Raw genomic sequence first — 15,095 nt, forward strand, 5'->3', positions numbered from 1 at the left:
TACAATGTTACATATGTAAACAATTGAATACAATATGAATATTTAGTTTAGATAAATTGGCTTAAATAACTAAAAATAAATTATTTAGATATAAAATATATAATTCTAGGATATTTTCCAAAGCATTGTATATGGAATCATATACACTTGTTTACATATGTATACGATACCGTTTAATTAGGGTGTTTACATATGTAAAATATACATTGTTTAGATTTGTAAACATGAAGAATGAAATGCTAAGAAATCTATTCAAGGAAGAGTCTTATTACAGTATTAAGTTTAGTGAAATTGCGGGCAGGTACGTTACCAATTCAAGTCTTGAAATTGTTAGAAAAAGATTTAAAAATAATTTCAAAATTCATGAGTCGGGAAAATCTGTTCAGGGCAAATCGATATATAGCTTTAAAATAGGATCTGGAAAAATCAAAATTTTAGCCTGGTCTCAGATGCACGGGAATGAGTCAACTACCACAAAGGCTGTATTTGATCTTTTAAATTCTTTTAAACTGAATTCAGAAGATGAAGTAATTTCAAATATACTTGAGAACTGTAGTCTTTGTATTATTCCTATTCTTAATCCTGATGGAGCTGAAGCTTACACCCGGGTAAATGCAAAACTGATAGATTTAAATAGAGACCTTCAGGATCTTAGTCAGCCGGAGAGTAGGTTGCTCAAAGACATCTATAATGAGTTTAAACCTGATTTCTGCTTGAATCTACACGATCAGCGTACTATTTTTAGTGCAGGGAATAACTCCAGACCGGCAACTTTGTCCTTTCTTACACCCTCTAAAGATGAGGAACGAACTATTGATAAGTATAGAAAGCGAAGTATGAGCTTGATTGCTGGGATGACTGCAGATCTTAATGAGTATTTGCCAGGTGCAATAGGAAGATATGATGATGGCTTTAATATTAATTGTGCCGGCGATACCTTTCAAAATCTTTCAACTCCTACAGTATTATTTGAAGCTGGTCATTTTCCGGACGATTATGAGAGGGAAGAGACCAGGAAGCATATTTATAGAGCTATAATTTCCTGTTTGCATCAAATTTCCAAGGGTAAGTTAGAATATTCTGATTATGAAGAATATTTTCAGATTCCGGAGAACGAAAAGCTTTTTAGCGATATCATTATAAGACGAGCTTTAATAAATGGCGAAGTGAAAGATATAAGTATTCAGTTTAAAGAAGTCCTGAAAAATAATAAGATCAATTTTCTACCAATTATTAGCAAAGTAGCTACTCAAATTTCAAATTATGGGCATAAAGAGATTGATGCTGAGAAAAATGAAACAAAACTTCTAGATAACTCAGAAATCATCGAAAACGTTATAGTTAATAAAATTGTCATAAATAATGAAGAATTGGAGGTTAAATAAGGGTATTTGTCCAATTACTTGTCAATAATTCAATGATTTTGTATTAATTTTGAAGTTCATTAAAAAAAGAACTTTAAAATGGCTAAGTTTAAATTAGACGAAACAGACCACCAGATTCTTGATATGCTTATCGAGAATACACGGACTCCATTTACCGATATTGCTAAGAAACTTCTTATTTCTGCAGGAACAGTTCATGTAAGAGTAAAGAAAATGGAAGAGGCGGGGATTATCATTGGATCCTCTTTAACTCTTGATTATAAGAAACTTGGATATGCTTTTATTGCTTATGTTGGTGTATTTCTTAAAAATACTTCCCAAACGAAATTTGTGCTGGAGAGAATAAATGAAATTCCGTTTGTAACCGTAGCTCACGTTACAACCGGAAAATTTAATGTTTTCTGTAAAATTCGTGCGAAAAATACGCAACATGCGAAAGAAATTATCTTTTTATTAGATGATATTGAGGGCGTTTATAGAACAGAAACTATGATCTCTCTTGAGGAAAGTATTAACGATAAAAAAAGATTGATGCATTCGATTTTTAAAGAAATGTAAGCAGTCTAAAAACTTATTTCAAGACCCTTTAGACTGCATTGTTTAAGGGGTTTTTTTTATAATATTTATTACCATCCAAAAAATTAATTATGCACAGAGAACCAAGATTAGATAGATTTAATGATAACGTGCTCGCAAAATACCAGGTTTATAATAGTATATTTTTAACCCTGCCATATAGTGATATTAGAAAGACGGGTGCACTTTTGCCGTTATTTCAGGAAATTTGTGAAACCGGCTTTAATAATAATGAAAATCCTTCACAAATCGTAGATCTCTTTTTCGAAAAGTACGGTGAAAATCCTTCAGAAGAAGAGAAAGTAGATCTCCTTTTTAGATTTATTCAGTATATAGAAAGACAGGTTGTATTGTTTGATGCGATAGAAGACGCTTCATTTTCTATAGTTAATAATATGGATGGGCGTGGTACACTTCGAAGTGTTAAAGAAGAGGCTGAAGCGAAACAGAAAGTAGGTGAGTTGAAAGATTATCTGAAAAGGTTTAATGTTAGACCAACGCTTACGGCACATCCAACACAATTTTATCCAGGAACGGTACTAGGTATTATTACAGATTTAGATAAGGCGATTCAAAAGAATGATCTTGTCAAAATTAGGCAGCTGCTAGCTCAATTGGGTAAAACGCCATTTTTTAAAAAGGAAAAACCAACTCCTTATGACGAGGCAGTTAACCTTATCTGGTATTTTGAAAACGTATTCTATCAAAGTGCCAGTAAGATTCATAATTATATTCAACAGAATATTTTTGACGGAGAAGATATAGGGAATCAAGTTGTAAATCTAGGGTTCTGGCCCGGAGGTGACCGTGACGGGAATCCTTTTGTGACTACTGAAATAACCCTGAGAGTTGCTAAAAGATTGAGAAGAACTATTCTGCTTAATTACTATCGTGATATTCGAAAATTAAAAAGGAGACTCACTTTTAGAGAGGTTCATGAGTTAATGACTGAAATCGAAAAGGGACTTTATGATTCAGCGATCTCTAAATCTGGAAGTATTAAACTTACGCTTGAAGACTTTAAATCTAAACTTCTTAAGATCAAAAGTATACTTATAGAAAAGCATCAGTCTTTATTTATTGAGGAAGTAGATGATATGCTTAATAAAGTACATTTGTTTGGGTATCATTTTGCAACTTTAGATATCCGTCAGGATTCCAGTATTCATGAAGAAGTTTTAGCTGAAATCAGTAAGCTAAATCCTGAACTTATTCCTTCAAATTACAACGATCTAAATGATGATGAGCAAATAAAGATTCTTAGCAATGTTAAGGGGAAGCTTGATCCTGAAGAAATGGAAGAAGGAATGATGAAAGCAACAATTTCTTCAATGTTTGCCATGCAGGAGATTCAGGAGAAAAGTGGAGAACTTGGCGCTAATCGTTATATTATTAGTAACTGTGGAAGTGTTCAGGGAGTGCTTCAGCCATTTGCATTTTTAAAAATGACTGGATGGGAGAAACCAAGTGTAGACGTAGTTCCTCTATTTGAAACCGTACCCGATCTTCAGGATGCGCATAATGTGATGGAGAAGCTTTATACAAATCCCGTGTATAAAGATCATTTGAAAAGAAGAGGTAACAAACAAACGATCATGCTTGGGTTTAGTGACGGAACTAAAGATGGTGGTTATTTGATGGCAAACTGGAGTATTTATAAAGCGAAAGAATCTCTGACTAAAATTTCACGGGAATATGGGATTAAAGTAGTTTTCTTTGATGGTAGAGGAGGACCACCGGCAAGAGGTGGCGGTAAAACGCATCAGTTCTATGCTTCTCTAGGTCCAACCATAGAAAATGAGGAAATTCACCTAACAGTTCAGGGGCAAACGATTAGTTCAAATTTTGGAACTAAAGATTCATGTACTTATAACCTTGAGCAGTTATTAAGTTCTGGTGTTTCTAATGAAATTTTCAGCAATGGCAAGAATGTTCTGAAAGATGATGACAGGAAGACGATGACAGAACTTGCCGAAATAAGCTATGAAACTTATACAAACTTTAAGAAACATCCCAGGTTTATACCTTATCTTGAGAAGATGAGTACTTTGAAGTATTATGCCAAAACTAATATTGGGAGTAGGCCTTCAAAGCGTAACCAATCTGCAGAATTAAATCTTTCAGATCTTCGAGCAATACCATTTGTGGGTAGTTGGAGCCAGTTAAAACAAAATGTTCCCGGATTTTTTGGTGTGGGAACTGCCATGGAAAAACTGGAGAAAAATGGTGAGTTTGCTAAGGTGAAACAGCTTTACGACAATTCAGAATTTTTTAGAACTCTGCTGGAAAATAGTATGATGAGCCTTACCAAATCATTCTTTCCTTTAACGGCTTATATGAAGAATGATGAAGAATTTGGAGAATTCTGGCAATTGATCCATGAAGAGTTTGAACGTACTAAGAAAATGCTATTGAAGGTGACGGGATATAATGTTTTAATGCAAAACCAACCTGCGGGAAGGGCATCTATCCAGGCTCGTGAGAGAATTGTTCTGCCTTTACTTACCATTCAGCAGCATGCGTTAAGACAGGTGCAGGAATTAAGTAAAAATCCTGAAAACGCAGGAAAAGAGCTGGAAACTTTTGAAAAGATGGTAACTCGCTCGCTTTATGGGAATATTAATGCAAGTAGAAATTCAGCATAAATGATAAAATCAGAATTGAAACAAGGTGAAATTGGGGATTTTTATTGGGGTTACATAAATCGAATTAATGATGATGCCGACCTTATTGAAACTTTGAAGGATAACACTAAAGAATTCAGTGAATTTTTAGAGTCTATTCCGAAAGATAAATGGGATTATCGTTATTCTCCCGAGAAATGGAGTATTCTGGAAATGATCCAGCACATTATTGATACAGAGCGTATTTTTCAATACAGGGCCTTATGTTTTGCGAGGAATGAGAATGGTTCATTACCTGGTTTTGACCATGATGTTTATGTGTTGAACTCTGATGCTGAAAAACGTAAACCCGCAGATCTTATTGAGGAGTTTAAGTGTGTTAGAGAATCCTGTCTATTTCTTTATAAGAGTTTTTCAGACGAGAGACTTCAGATTATTGGAAATATGAATGATATGAATGCTACGCCCCGGGCCATTGGTTTTATAATGGCCGGGCATGCATTACATCACAAAGAAATTATTAGCAATAAATATCTTTAATGTTCAACTCGCTCAAAATTTTTCTAAAGCTTCTTAAAAACACTTATATAAGTTGGGATAAGAATGAACCCTATGCCCGTAGTGCCACTATTGCTTACTACGCATTGTTCTCTCTACCCTCATTATTAATTATCGTAGTAAGTATTGCAGGTTACTTTTACGGAAGAGAAGCTGTGCAAGGAAGAATTACAGGGCAAATAGTAGATTTTATTGGTTTAGATGCTGCTACTGCAATCGAAAATATGATCGAGAGTGCAGCTTTGTCCCAGGATTCTATCCTGGCTGTTGCGTTCGGATTCGCGATGCTGATCTTTGGTGCCACCGGAGTTTTTTTTCAGCTGAAAGTAGCGATGAACAATATCTGGAATGTTGCTGCGAGGAAAACAAACTTTTTTAAGATGGTGGTAGACCGTATGATCTCCTTAGGGATGATCTTCGTTATAGGGCTACTTCTTCTTATCACCCTGGTGGTTTCAACGTTATTGCAAATAATTGCTGATGAAGTAGGAGAATTATTTCCTAACATTACCGAATCGGCTGTAGATATCTCTAATTCTGTCCTGTCATTTTTATTTATCACTACACTTTTTGCCCTGATATTTAAATTACTTCCAGATATTAGAATTAAACTTAAGACAACTTATACCGGTGCAGCTCTAACGGCGATATTATTTCTCATAGGTAAGTTCCTGATTAGTTTTTACTTTGGACAAAGTGAACCTGCTTCGGTCTATGGAGCAGCTTCTTCTGTGGTTTTAATTTTGTTATGGGTGTATTACACCTGTTTAATTCTCTTTTTTGGTGCAGAATTTACTGTGCAATATGCCCTGGTGAAGAAAGAAAAGGTAGAACCAAATCGCTATGGAGAGCCGGCAATTTATCAGGAAATGAAAAAACTGGAGCAAAGGCGTGTTCAGTTAAAAGAAGAAAAATATATTGTAGATCGTTTAAAATCTTATCTGGATATTGAAGATGAAAAAGCTAAAGAAAACGATTCTTCAGAGACTTAATAAAGCTTTAACTTAAAGCAACTCATTTTTAGTAGAGCCTTAATATACTTTCCTTAAGCTAGTTTTTATCTTCGTATAAACTAAAAAAAACTTTATTATGGAAAAGAGAATTGCAATTTTGGCCACTCATGGATTTGAAGAAAGCGAGCTGGCATCTCCAAAAGAAGCAATGGAGAAAGAAGGATTTAAAGTAGAAATAGTAAGCCTTGAAAAAGGAAAAATTAAATCCTGGGATAAAGATAACTGGGGAAAAGAATATAATGTTGATAAAACATTGGACGAGGTTTCTGCTAAAGATTATAATGCCCTGGTACTACCGGGAGGAGTTATTAATCCAGACAAACTTCGTAGAGAAGAAAGTGCTTTAATTTTTGTTAGAGACTTTTTTAAACAAAGTAAGCCGGTAGCAGCTATATGTCATGCTGCCTGGACATTAATTAGTGCAGACGTTGTGGAAGGTAGAACCATGACTTCTTTTAATTCTATTAAAAAAGACCTGGAAAATGCAGGTGCTCTTTGGGTAGATGAAGAAGTTGTTGTAGATGAAGCATTGGTTACCAGTAGAAATCCAGATGATCTTCCTGCTTTCAATGCGAAAGTTATTGAAGAGATCAAAGAAGGTAAGCATGATCTGCAACACGCTTAAAATTTAAAAAAAGATTGCTATAAAAAAAAGGAACGTTCAAACGTTCCTTTTTTTTATTTTATGAGAATATTCCGAAATTTTTCTTGTTAGAATTTGGCGCAGAGTTTCAAAATCTATTTACTAAAAATCCCTTGTGGACTTTCTCAGGAAAATGTTATTTATCTTCATCTTCTTCTGAATCCTCTTCTTTTTCAGGAATATCAACAATTGGGTCATTGAATTCTGAATCATCGTAGTCTTCTTCATCAAAATTAGCCATCGTACTTTCTAAACGAGTACTTACCTTTACAAGGTAGATAGTGTCTTCAGTTCGCACTTCGACAGCGTCTACTGTTTCATTTTTTGCGTTCTTGAATGAGATGACCTGATCATCATCGTATCCATCAGGATATTTTTCTACGAGCAGTCCTAAAATTTCAGGAGTAAGTTTTTTATAATCTACGATTATCCTTTTCATAGTTTCATTGGTTTATGCAAGTATAAATAAAAAAATAAGTCGGATACAAGACTTATATAGATATTATCTGAATTTTTAATTATATATAAATCAGTAATTTAAATAAAAATCAAATGCTTTTTGGATAAGTTCATCTGGTACAAGGACATCATAAACGGGTTTTCCGATATCTTCCAGTAGCACAAAATTAATATTTCCCCTTTCATTTTTTTTATCAAATTTCATAAGCTCTTTAATCTGCTTAATATCATCATTTGAAAATTCTTCAATTCCATACATACTTTTTATCACTTCGGTTATTTGTTGAAGTTTTTCGTTCGGAAAATCTTTTAATTGAACAGATAAATAAGTTTCCAGGATCATCCCGGCTGCTATAGCCTCCCCATGTAATAGTTTTTTCTTTTCTGGATGCGTAAGACAATACGATTCTATGGCATGCCCCAGGGTATGACCGTAATTTAATGTTTTACGTAGATTTTGCTCAAAAGGATCCTTATCAACAATAGCACCTTTAATACTAACCGATTCTTCAATTATCTTATCAAGATCTGAATAATCTAATTCTTTAAGATTAGAAACTTTCTTCCAGTAAGATTCGTCAGCAATTAATCCATGCTTTAAAATCTCTGCAAGACCACTTCTCATTTCCTGAGAGGAAAGTGTGGTGAGATAAGTAGCATCAATGAGCACCATTTCAGGTTGATTAATTACTCCAATTTGATTCTTAAGGTTTCCTAAGTCGACTCCTGTTTTTCCGCCAACAGAAGCATCTACCATAGAAAGTAAGGTAGTAGGAATATTGATGAATTTTATTCCGCGTTTAAAAGTAGAGGCAACAAATCCTCCCAGATCTGTAACTACGCCGCCGCCAAGATTAATAACAAGACTCTTTCTATCGGCTTCCAGTTCAGAAAGTGCATTCCAGACACCTTCACAAGTTTGAAGATGCTTAAATTCTTCTCCAGCTTCAATCTCAATAACTTCAGTTTGTATTTCATTTTTGATCTTCTGAAGGAATTTTGAAAGACAGTGTTCATGTGTGTTATTATCCACCAGGATGAAAACCCTGGATGGGTCATATTTTTTTAAAAAATCATTTAATTTGTAATATCCGTTTTCAGCGTAAAAAACAGAATTCAAAGATGCCTGTAAATCATTCATTTTATTAAGATTTCTACGGTCGAAATTAAATAGAAATTATGAATTAACTCGACTTCAATAATTATATTTGCCCGATTAATAGCTTAAAATGATAAATAAAAAGATATTCAATAATACTAAGTCGGCTTTTAAATTAAAGTCTAATACAGAACTTGATAGAGCGATATTTTTGTTCAGTATGATGAATAGGCCAACTCTGGTTAAAGCAGGTTCTGCATTAACTAAGTTTTCCTTGAAACTACATTTGCCCGTAGAAACTCTGATTAAAAAAACCATTTTTGAGCAGTTTTGTGGCGGAGTTACAGAAGAAGACTGTAAGCCGGTTACCAATGAGATGTATGATGAGAACCTTCATAGTATTCTGGATTATTCTGTAGAAGGCAAGAAGACTGAGGAGGAGTTTGACGCGGCGATGGAGAAAAAGCTTAGCCTTATTGAATATGCTAACGGAAAAAAAGAAATATCGTTTGCTATGTTTAAACCTACAGGTATAGGTAGGTTTGAGATCTGGGAAAAAGTAAGTGAAAAGCTTAGTCTTTCTGACGATGAAAAAGAAGAATGGAAAAGAGTTAAGAAAAGAGTTGATACTCTTTGTAGCAAAGCTCACGAATTAAAAGTAAGGTTATATGCTGATGGGGAGGAAACCTGGATGCAAACAGCCGCAGATGATTTGATGGAGGAGATGATGCGAAAATATAATAAAGAAGAAGTTCTTATTTTCAATACTCTCCAGTGTTATCGCTGGGATCGATTAGATTATTTAAAAGGTCTCCACGAAAAGGCTGAAAAGGAAGGTTTTAAGATAGGAGCTAAAATAGTTCGTGGTGCCTATATGGAAAAAGAGAATGCAAGGGCTAAGAAGTTAGGTTATGCTTCTCCCATCTGTGAAAGCAAAGAGGCAACAGATGTAAACTTTAATAGTACCCTGTCTTACTGTTTAAAGAACTTAGATGATATTTCAGTATTTATCGGTACCCATAACGAGGTAAGCAGTTATTTAGCTCTTCAGATCATAGAAGATAAAGGACTTTCTCTGGATGATAAAAGGATATGGTTTAGTCAGTTATACGGCATGAGTGATCATATTAGTTATAATCTTGCTAAGAAAGGGTACAACGCCGTAAAACTAGTTCCTTTTGGACCTGTAAGAGACGTAGTGCCATATCTTTTGCGTCGTGCACAGGAAAATACTTCAGTAAAAGGACAAACGGGTAGAGAACTTTCTTTATTACGAGAAGAAAGAAAAAGGCGTAAGGGAGACGAATCTACTAAAAGCCATAGAGAATAATATATGCACTGGCTGGCAAAGCTTGTTTTTTTTAAGATTTTAGGATGGAAATTAGAAAACAATTTCAATCCTGAAATAAAGAAATGTGTTGTTATCGTTGCTCCACATACCAGTTCCTACGATTTTCTTATTGGAATTCTGGTTAGGAAAATAATGAGAACTAAAATTAATTTTGTTGGAAAGAAGGAACTTTTCAAGCCTCCACTCGGTTGGTATTTTAGAGCGGTGGGTGGTTCACCGATAGATAGAACGGGAAAGTTGAAAAAAGTAGATGCCATTGCAAAAATATTTCAGGAAAAAGAAATATTTAGATTAGCCATGTCCCCGGAAGGAACTAGAGAAAAAACGGAACAGTGGAAAACGGGTTTTTATTATATAGCGATAAAAGCTGAAGTTCCAATAATCCGGGTTTCTTTTGACTATGGAGTTAAAAAAGTGAAAATCTCCGAGCCTTATTGGCCTACCGGAGATTTTCAAAAAGATTATACTGAAATTTTCAGTTATTATGATGGAGTGGAAGGTAAAATTCGTGAAAACTTCTAATTAATCTTCGGTTTCTTCTGAAGTTTCCATGGTATGATAAACGTTTTGAACGTCATCATCTTCTTCCAGTTTTTCTAGTAATTTTTCAACCTCTGCGGTTTGCTCTTCATTCAAACTTTTTGTTACCTGGGGAATTCTTTCAAAGCCTGAAGAAACGATCTCAATCTCACGATTTTCAAGTTCTTTTTGTATCGCTCCAAAATATTCAAATGGGGCATAAATATGAATGCCTTCTTCATCTTCAAAAACTTCTTCAGCGCCAAAGTCTATCAACTCCAGCTCCATTTCTTCCGGATCCAGTCCTTCTGAAGGAATCCTGAAATTACAGGTATGATCAAACATGAATTCTACAGAACCTGAGGTTCCAAGGTTTCCGTCACACTTATTAAAATGGGACCGAATATTAGCAACGGTTCGGTTATTATTATCTGTAGCAGTTTCAACTAAAACAGCGATCCCGTGAGGTGCATAGCCTTCAAAAAGAACAATTTTGTAATCGCCCTGAGATTTGTCTGAAGCACGTTTTATGGCACGTTCAACATTGTCTTTAGGCATGTTAACACTCTTCGCATTTTGAATTACCGCTCGTAATTTAGCGTTGGTATCTGGATCTGGGCCACCTTCTTTTACAGCCATCACTATATCCTTACCAATCCTGGTAAATGCTTTGGACATTGCAGACCAACGTTTCATTTTTCGTGCTTTTCGGAATTCAAATGCTCTTCCCATGCTAGAATAAAAATTAGATTCGGGCAAAAATATAAAAAAAGCCCCTAATTTTCGTTGGAAAATTAAGGAGCTGTTAATTCTACTATCTTTTACCTTTAATTCGTAGACTCAACTATATCTTCAATGGCTCTTGCCAATTTAAAATCTTTTTCAGTAACACCATCGGCATCATGAGTGGAAAGTGAGATCTCCAGCTCGTTAAAGACATTTCCCCAATTTGGGTGATGTTGTTGTGCTTCCGCTTCAAAAGCAATGCGTGTCATTACTGTAAATGCTTCTTTGAAGTTCTCAAATTGAAATGAAGTATGAATTGATTTTTTGGCATACGTCCAACCATCAAACTTTTTTAGTTTATCCTGAATCTCTTCCTCACTTAATTTATTCATCACTTTAACTTTTTTGGTTTCTTTTAAAGTTAGAAATTAAGCAGAGAAATATAATGGGAATAGATTGGTTTAGTATAAGATTAACAGCTATCGTTTTGTAGAGGCTTCAATGACATGATGGATATTTACCTTTAGATTTGCCGGTAATTTGTTGTCTTTTGGCAAAACTGCCAGAAATCTATCATAATTGGAATCATACACATTCTTAAAAAGCGGATTATCATAACCTAAAGCTTCGCAAAGCTCTTCGATAAAATCTTTTTGATGTGTAAGATCTGTACTTCCTAAATGGAAAACACCCTGCTTGTTTCTATTTATGATATAATGTATTTGCTGGGTTACTTTTAGTATTTCTGTTGCATTAATAACCACATTAGGAAAAACTTCCAGGGGTTCTCCCAGATCTAAAATGGTTTTCATCTGTTTTATTCTGGGAGATGCATTACCAAAAACCATTGGTAGTCTTACGATATTATAATTATGATTAGGCAATCTTAGCAGCGCGTTTTCAATCTTTATCTTAAAGCGGCCGTATATACTCTGACTCAAAGTCTTGTCATACTCATAAGACGGAAAGTTCGTAAAAGCGTCAAAAACATTGGCAGAACTTATAAAGATCAACCTGCTGTCATACTTCAGAATATGATTAATTATTGAAAAATGTACTGAGATTTGTGAGTCAAAATCACCTCTTAAGGAGGAAATGATCACATCTGGACGAAGGTTTTCAAGTAGAATGTCGATATTCTCAGTTTCCATATCAAAATGGTGAAACTGATGATTCTCGCTGAAAAAGTCATTTTCAGTATGGTAGGTTCCATGGGTATCAAAATAGGAGCATAGCTCTTTATACAAGGCGTTGCCTATAAATCCGCTAGCTCCTAATATGAGTATTCGTTTCAAATAAATTAACCTTTATAAAAGGGCAATTTCACCTGAGTTGCAGAAACAACTTTTTTGCGAATCTGGATTGAAATTTTATTTCCAATACCTGCAAGCTCAGCCGGTACATATCCTAAACCTATACCTTTTTCTAGGGATGGAGACATGGTGCCCGAAGTTACTTCTCCAATTTTCTTACCATTTTCGTCAACAATATCATATCCCTGGCGAGGAATGCCTCTTTCATCCATTTCAAAAGCCACAAGCTTACGTTCCGGACCATTCTCTTTCTGTGCTTTAAGTTCTTCGCTATTGATGAAATCTTTTGAAAATTTCGTGATCCAGCCTAAACCAGCTTCGATAGGAGAAGTGGTATCATTAATATCATTTCCATAAAGGGAGTAACCCATTTCCAGTCGAAGTGTATCTCTCGCCGCCAAACCAATTGGTTTGATTCCATATTCTTTACCTGCTTCCATTACAGCATTCCAAACCTGTGCAGCATCTTCATTTCTGAAATAGATTTCAAAGCCACCACTTCCGGTATAACCTGTTGCCGAAATGATTACTTTTTCCACATCAGCAAATTTATCCACCTGGAAAGTGTAGAACTTCATATTCTCGAGGTCAACATCAGTGATAGATTGCATCGCTTCTGCTGCTTTTGGTCCCTGAATCGCAAGTAGTGACATTTCATCACTCATATCGCGTACCGTTGCATCCATGGTATTATGCTGTGCGATCCAATTCCAGTCTTTTTCTATATTGGAAGCATTTACCACCAATAAGTATTTTTCAGCATCAATTCTATATATAATAAGATCGTCCACAATTCCACCCTCATGATTGGGCATGCATGAATATTGAGCTTTCCCGTCTACAAGTTTTGAAGCATCATTTGAACTTATTTTCTGAATTAATTTCAGGGCATTTTCTCCAGAAATTAGAAATTCACCCATATGAGAAACGTCAAAGACTCCCAATTTTTTTCTAACAGTTTCATGCTCAATATTTACTCCTTCGTAAGATACAGGCATGTTATAACCGGCAAAAGGGACCATTTTGGCGTTCAATTCTCTATGCTTTTCAGACAGGGCTATTTCTTTCATTATTTTCAAAAATTTGCGCAAATTTATTGAATTCAGCAGGAATACAATATTTATTTGGGCTTTTTATGATTTTATATTAATTATACTTCCTTTACTTTATATTTAAGAACTAATAAGGAAATTAAACTTTATGAAAATACTTTCTGCTGAACAACTTTCAGAAGCTGATAAGGAAACGATCAAAAAGCAAAATATATCTTCAGAAGAACTAATGGAGCGCGCTGCAACTTTGGTTTTTAATGAAATTAATAATCGATTAAGAGGAGCTCCCATTCCCATTAAGATTTTCTGCGGGATAGGTAATAATGGGGGTGATGGCCTTGTAGTCGCCAGGCATTTAATTCAGCATGGGTACAATGTTACCGTATATGTAGTGAATTATAGTGATAAAAGGTCTGAGGATTTTCTGGCTAATTATGAAAAACTGAAAGAGATCACCAATAACTGGCCACAGGTTATTAAAAAGGAGGACGATTTCCCTGAAATAAACATTGGAGATTTTGTAATTGATGCCATTTTTGGAATTGGACTAAATAGACCTATTGAGGGCTGGGTAGCAAAACTTGTAGAGGAGATCAACCATTCAAAGGCCTTTACATTAGCTGTTGATATGCCCAGTGGATTATTCGCTGATAAGGCTTCGGAGAAAAATTCGGCAATAATAGAAGCGAATTATACCTTAAGTTTTCAATCTCCGAAACTAGTGTTTTTTCTCCCAGAAACTATGGATTATGTTGGTGATCTGCAGGTGCTTGATATTGGTCTGGACAGAGAATTTATAGGCAGGATTAAATCAAAAACTTTCTTAATTGGAAAGCAGCAGGCATTGAGTTTATATCTGCCCAGAAAAAAGAACAGCCATAAAGGGGATTACGGAAGTGTATTGATCGCAGGTGGAAGTTACGGAAAGATTGGAAGTGTGCTTCTAACTGCTACCGCCGCCTTAAGGTCGGGAACAGGTTTGTGTAGTTTATATATTCCCAAATGTGGCTATAATATTATCCAGACAGGATTACCGGAAGCTATGGTTGTAACAGATCCTGACCATGAAATATTAACTACATATCCCAAAGATTTTAAGGCTGATGTTGTTTGCTTCGGAATGGGAGCTGGCACAAGTTTTAATACTGTAAAAGCTTTAAAAGAATTATTGGAATTGATGGATAAGCCAGTGGTTATTGATGCGGATGGGCTTAATATACTTTCAGAAAATAATGATCTTTTAAAATTACTTCCTGAAAATTCAGTTTTAACCCCGCATCCCGGAGAATTAAAAAGACTGGTAGGAGCGTGGAAAGACGATTTTCACAAACTTGATTTGGTAAAAGAATTCAGCTCAAAATATAAGGTAATCGTGGTTATAAAGGGGGCTCATTCTTTAACTATAGATAGGGATAATGTATATGTTAATAATACAGGAAACCCCGGAATGGCTACAGCAGGAAGTGGAGATGTGCTTTCTGGAGTTATAACATCACTTATCGGGCAAGGATATGAACCTGTGAATGCTACGGTGCTTGGTATTTATCTCCATGGACTTTCTGGTGATATTTCGGCTGAAGAGCTTGGTTATGAAGGAGTATTAGCGGGGGATATTGCTAAAAATATTGGTAAGGCCCTGAGCAAAATTTTTGAAAAAGATGCAACCGAAAGTGACATAAATTAAGAATTGTTTAAAATTAACTGATATTGCTTCCTAATTATTTGGAATCTTATTTACGAAGTAAGATTTTAGCAGGCTATTAAAAACTAAGGAGAA

At 35.1% G+C, this 15,095-nt stretch carries 15 protein-coding genes; 9 read left to right on the top strand and 6 right to left on the bottom strand.

The features are described from left to right. Nucleotides 1-131 precede the first annotated feature (131 nt). From GFO_RS06960 to GFO_RS06985, 6 genes are all read left to right on the top strand, one after another. Nucleotides 132-1,385, top strand: coding sequence for a M14 family zinc carboxypeptidase (locus GFO_RS06960; protein WP_011709370.1), 1,254 nt, complete (start codon nt 132-134; stop codon nt 1,383-1,385). Between the two features lie 78 nt (nt 1,386-1,463). Beyond that, a complete protein-coding gene (locus GFO_RS06965) occupies nt 1,464-1,943 on the top strand; it encodes an Lrp/AsnC family transcriptional regulator (protein WP_011709371.1) in 480 nt (159 codons plus the stop codon). Nucleotides 1,944-2,032: 89 nt separating this feature from the next. After that, complete coding sequence (locus tag GFO_RS06970) at nt 2,033-4,606, top strand: phosphoenolpyruvate carboxylase (RefSeq protein WP_011709372.1); 2,574 nt, start codon at nt 2,033-2,035, stop codon at nt 4,604-4,606. Then, nucleotides 4,607-5,125: a DinB family protein gene (locus GFO_RS06975; RefSeq protein ID WP_011709373.1), complete on the top strand. Its 519-nt coding sequence runs from the start codon at nt 4,607-4,609 to the stop codon at nt 5,123-5,125. After that, nucleotides 5,125-6,135: a YihY/virulence factor BrkB family protein gene (locus GFO_RS06980; protein ID WP_011709374.1), complete on the top strand. Its 1,011-nt coding sequence runs from the start codon at nt 5,125-5,127 to the stop codon at nt 6,133-6,135. The genes GFO_RS06975 and GFO_RS06980 overlap by 1 nt, the downstream gene beginning before the upstream one ends. A gap of 97 nt (nt 6,136-6,232) precedes the next feature. Next, entirely contained in the window at nt 6,233-6,781 is a 549-nt protein-coding gene (locus GFO_RS06985; protein ID WP_011709375.1) for a type 1 glutamine amidotransferase domain-containing protein, read from the top strand. A gap of 154 nt (nt 6,782-6,935) precedes the next feature. Here GFO_RS06985 and GFO_RS06990 read toward each other — a convergent pair whose 3' ends face one another. Next, nucleotides 6,936-7,238 (bottom strand): hypothetical protein, encoded by a 303-nt coding sequence (locus tag GFO_RS06990; protein ID WP_011709376.1) that lies wholly within the window; start codon nt 7,236-7,238, stop codon nt 6,936-6,938. Between the two features lie 90 nt (nt 7,239-7,328). Continuing rightward, nucleotides 7,329-8,399: a 3-dehydroquinate synthase gene (gene aroB, locus GFO_RS06995; protein ID WP_011709377.1), complete on the bottom strand. Its 1,071-nt coding sequence runs from the start codon at nt 8,397-8,399 to the stop codon at nt 7,329-7,331. A gap of 88 nt (nt 8,400-8,487) precedes the next feature. Here aroB and GFO_RS07000 point away from each other — a divergent pair, with 88 nt between their 5' ends. Then, nucleotides 8,488-9,687 (top strand): proline dehydrogenase family protein, encoded by a 1,200-nt coding sequence (locus GFO_RS07000; protein WP_011709378.1) that lies wholly within the window; start codon nt 8,488-8,490, stop codon nt 9,685-9,687. Nucleotides 9,688-9,690: 3 nt separating this feature from the next. Further along, nucleotides 9,691-10,230: a 1-acyl-sn-glycerol-3-phosphate acyltransferase gene (locus GFO_RS07005; protein WP_011709379.1), complete on the top strand. Its 540-nt coding sequence runs from the start codon at nt 9,691-9,693 to the stop codon at nt 10,228-10,230. On the opposite strand, the gene GFO_RS07010 is transcribed toward GFO_RS07005, so the two are convergent. From GFO_RS07010 to gcvT, 4 genes are all read right to left on the bottom strand, one after another. Beyond that, nucleotides 10,231-10,959 carry a YebC/PmpR family DNA-binding transcriptional regulator gene (locus GFO_RS07010; protein WP_041250286.1) on the bottom strand — a complete coding sequence of 243 codons (729 nt, stop codon included), beginning with the start codon at nt 10,957-10,959 and terminating at the stop codon, nt 10,231-10,233. It lies immediately after the preceding gene. Between the two features lie 95 nt (nt 10,960-11,054). Next, nucleotides 11,055-11,345 (bottom strand): 4a-hydroxytetrahydrobiopterin dehydratase, encoded by a 291-nt coding sequence (locus tag GFO_RS07015; protein ID WP_041250046.1) that lies wholly within the window; start codon nt 11,343-11,345, stop codon nt 11,055-11,057. Nucleotides 11,346-11,432: 87 nt separating this feature from the next. Further along, nucleotides 11,433-12,248, bottom strand: a complete 816-nt coding sequence (locus tag GFO_RS07020; RefSeq protein ID WP_011709382.1) for a sugar nucleotide-binding protein — start codon at nt 12,246-12,248, stop codon at nt 11,433-11,435. Nucleotides 12,249-12,253: 5 nt separating this feature from the next. Beyond that, nucleotides 12,254-13,336 (bottom strand): glycine cleavage system aminomethyltransferase GcvT, encoded by a 1,083-nt coding sequence (gcvT, locus tag GFO_RS07025; protein ID WP_011709383.1) that lies wholly within the window; start codon nt 13,334-13,336, stop codon nt 12,254-12,256. A 130-nt stretch (nt 13,337-13,466) separates the two neighbouring features. Here gcvT and GFO_RS07030 point away from each other — a divergent pair, with 130 nt between their 5' ends. Next, a complete protein-coding gene (locus GFO_RS07030; protein WP_011709384.1) occupies nt 13,467-15,002 on the top strand; it encodes a bifunctional ADP-dependent NAD(P)H-hydrate dehydratase/NAD(P)H-hydrate epimerase in 1,536 nt (511 codons plus the stop codon). Nucleotides 15,003-15,095: the final 93 nt, after the last annotated feature.

Origin of the sequence: Christiangramia forsetii KT0803, from assembly GCF_000060345.1 — a bacterium.
Lineage (GTDB): Bacteria > Bacteroidota > Bacteroidia > Flavobacteriales > Flavobacteriaceae > Christiangramia > Christiangramia forsetii.

What these genes read in the sequence shown, in the direction of transcription:
- GFO_RS06960 (WP_011709370.1), top strand. Translation starts at nt 132, where the DNA reads ATGGAATCATATACACTTGTTTACATATGTATACGATACCGTTTAATT.
- GFO_RS06965 (WP_011709371.1), top strand. Translation starts at nt 1,464, where the DNA reads ATGGCTAAGTTTAAATTAGACGAAACAGACCACCAGATTCTTGATATG.
- GFO_RS06970 (WP_011709372.1), top strand. Translation starts at nt 2,033, where the DNA reads ATGCACAGAGAACCAAGATTAGATAGATTTAATGATAACGTGCTCGCA.
- GFO_RS06975 (WP_011709373.1), top strand. Translation starts at nt 4,607, where the DNA reads ATGATAAAATCAGAATTGAAACAAGGTGAAATTGGGGATTTTTATTGG.
- GFO_RS06980 (WP_011709374.1), top strand. Translation starts at nt 5,125, where the DNA reads ATGTTCAACTCGCTCAAAATTTTTCTAAAGCTTCTTAAAAACACTTAT.
- GFO_RS06985 (WP_011709375.1), top strand. Translation starts at nt 6,233, where the DNA reads ATGGAAAAGAGAATTGCAATTTTGGCCACTCATGGATTTGAAGAAAGC.
- GFO_RS06990 (WP_011709376.1), bottom strand. Translation starts at nt 7,238, where the DNA reads ATGAAAAGGATAATCGTAGATTATAAAAAACTTACTCCTGAAATTTTA.
- aroB (WP_011709377.1), bottom strand. Translation starts at nt 8,399, where the DNA reads ATGAATGATTTACAGGCATCTTTGAATTCTGTTTTTTACGCTGAAAAC.
- GFO_RS07000 (WP_011709378.1), top strand. Translation starts at nt 8,488, where the DNA reads ATGATAAATAAAAAGATATTCAATAATACTAAGTCGGCTTTTAAATTA.
- GFO_RS07005 (WP_011709379.1), top strand. Translation starts at nt 9,691, where the DNA reads ATGCACTGGCTGGCAAAGCTTGTTTTTTTTAAGATTTTAGGATGGAAA.
- GFO_RS07010 (WP_041250286.1), bottom strand. Translation starts at nt 10,959, where the DNA reads ATGGGAAGAGCATTTGAATTCCGAAAAGCACGAAAAATGAAACGTTGG.
- GFO_RS07015 (WP_041250046.1), bottom strand. Translation starts at nt 11,345, where the DNA reads ATGAATAAATTAAGTGAGGAAGAGATTCAGGATAAACTAAAAAAGTTT.
- gcvT (WP_011709383.1), bottom strand. Translation starts at nt 13,336, where the DNA reads ATGAAAGAAATAGCCCTGTCTGAAAAGCATAGAGAATTGAACGCCAAA.
- GFO_RS07030 (WP_011709384.1), top strand. Translation starts at nt 13,467, where the DNA reads ATGAAAATACTTTCTGCTGAACAACTTTCAGAAGCTGATAAGGAAACG.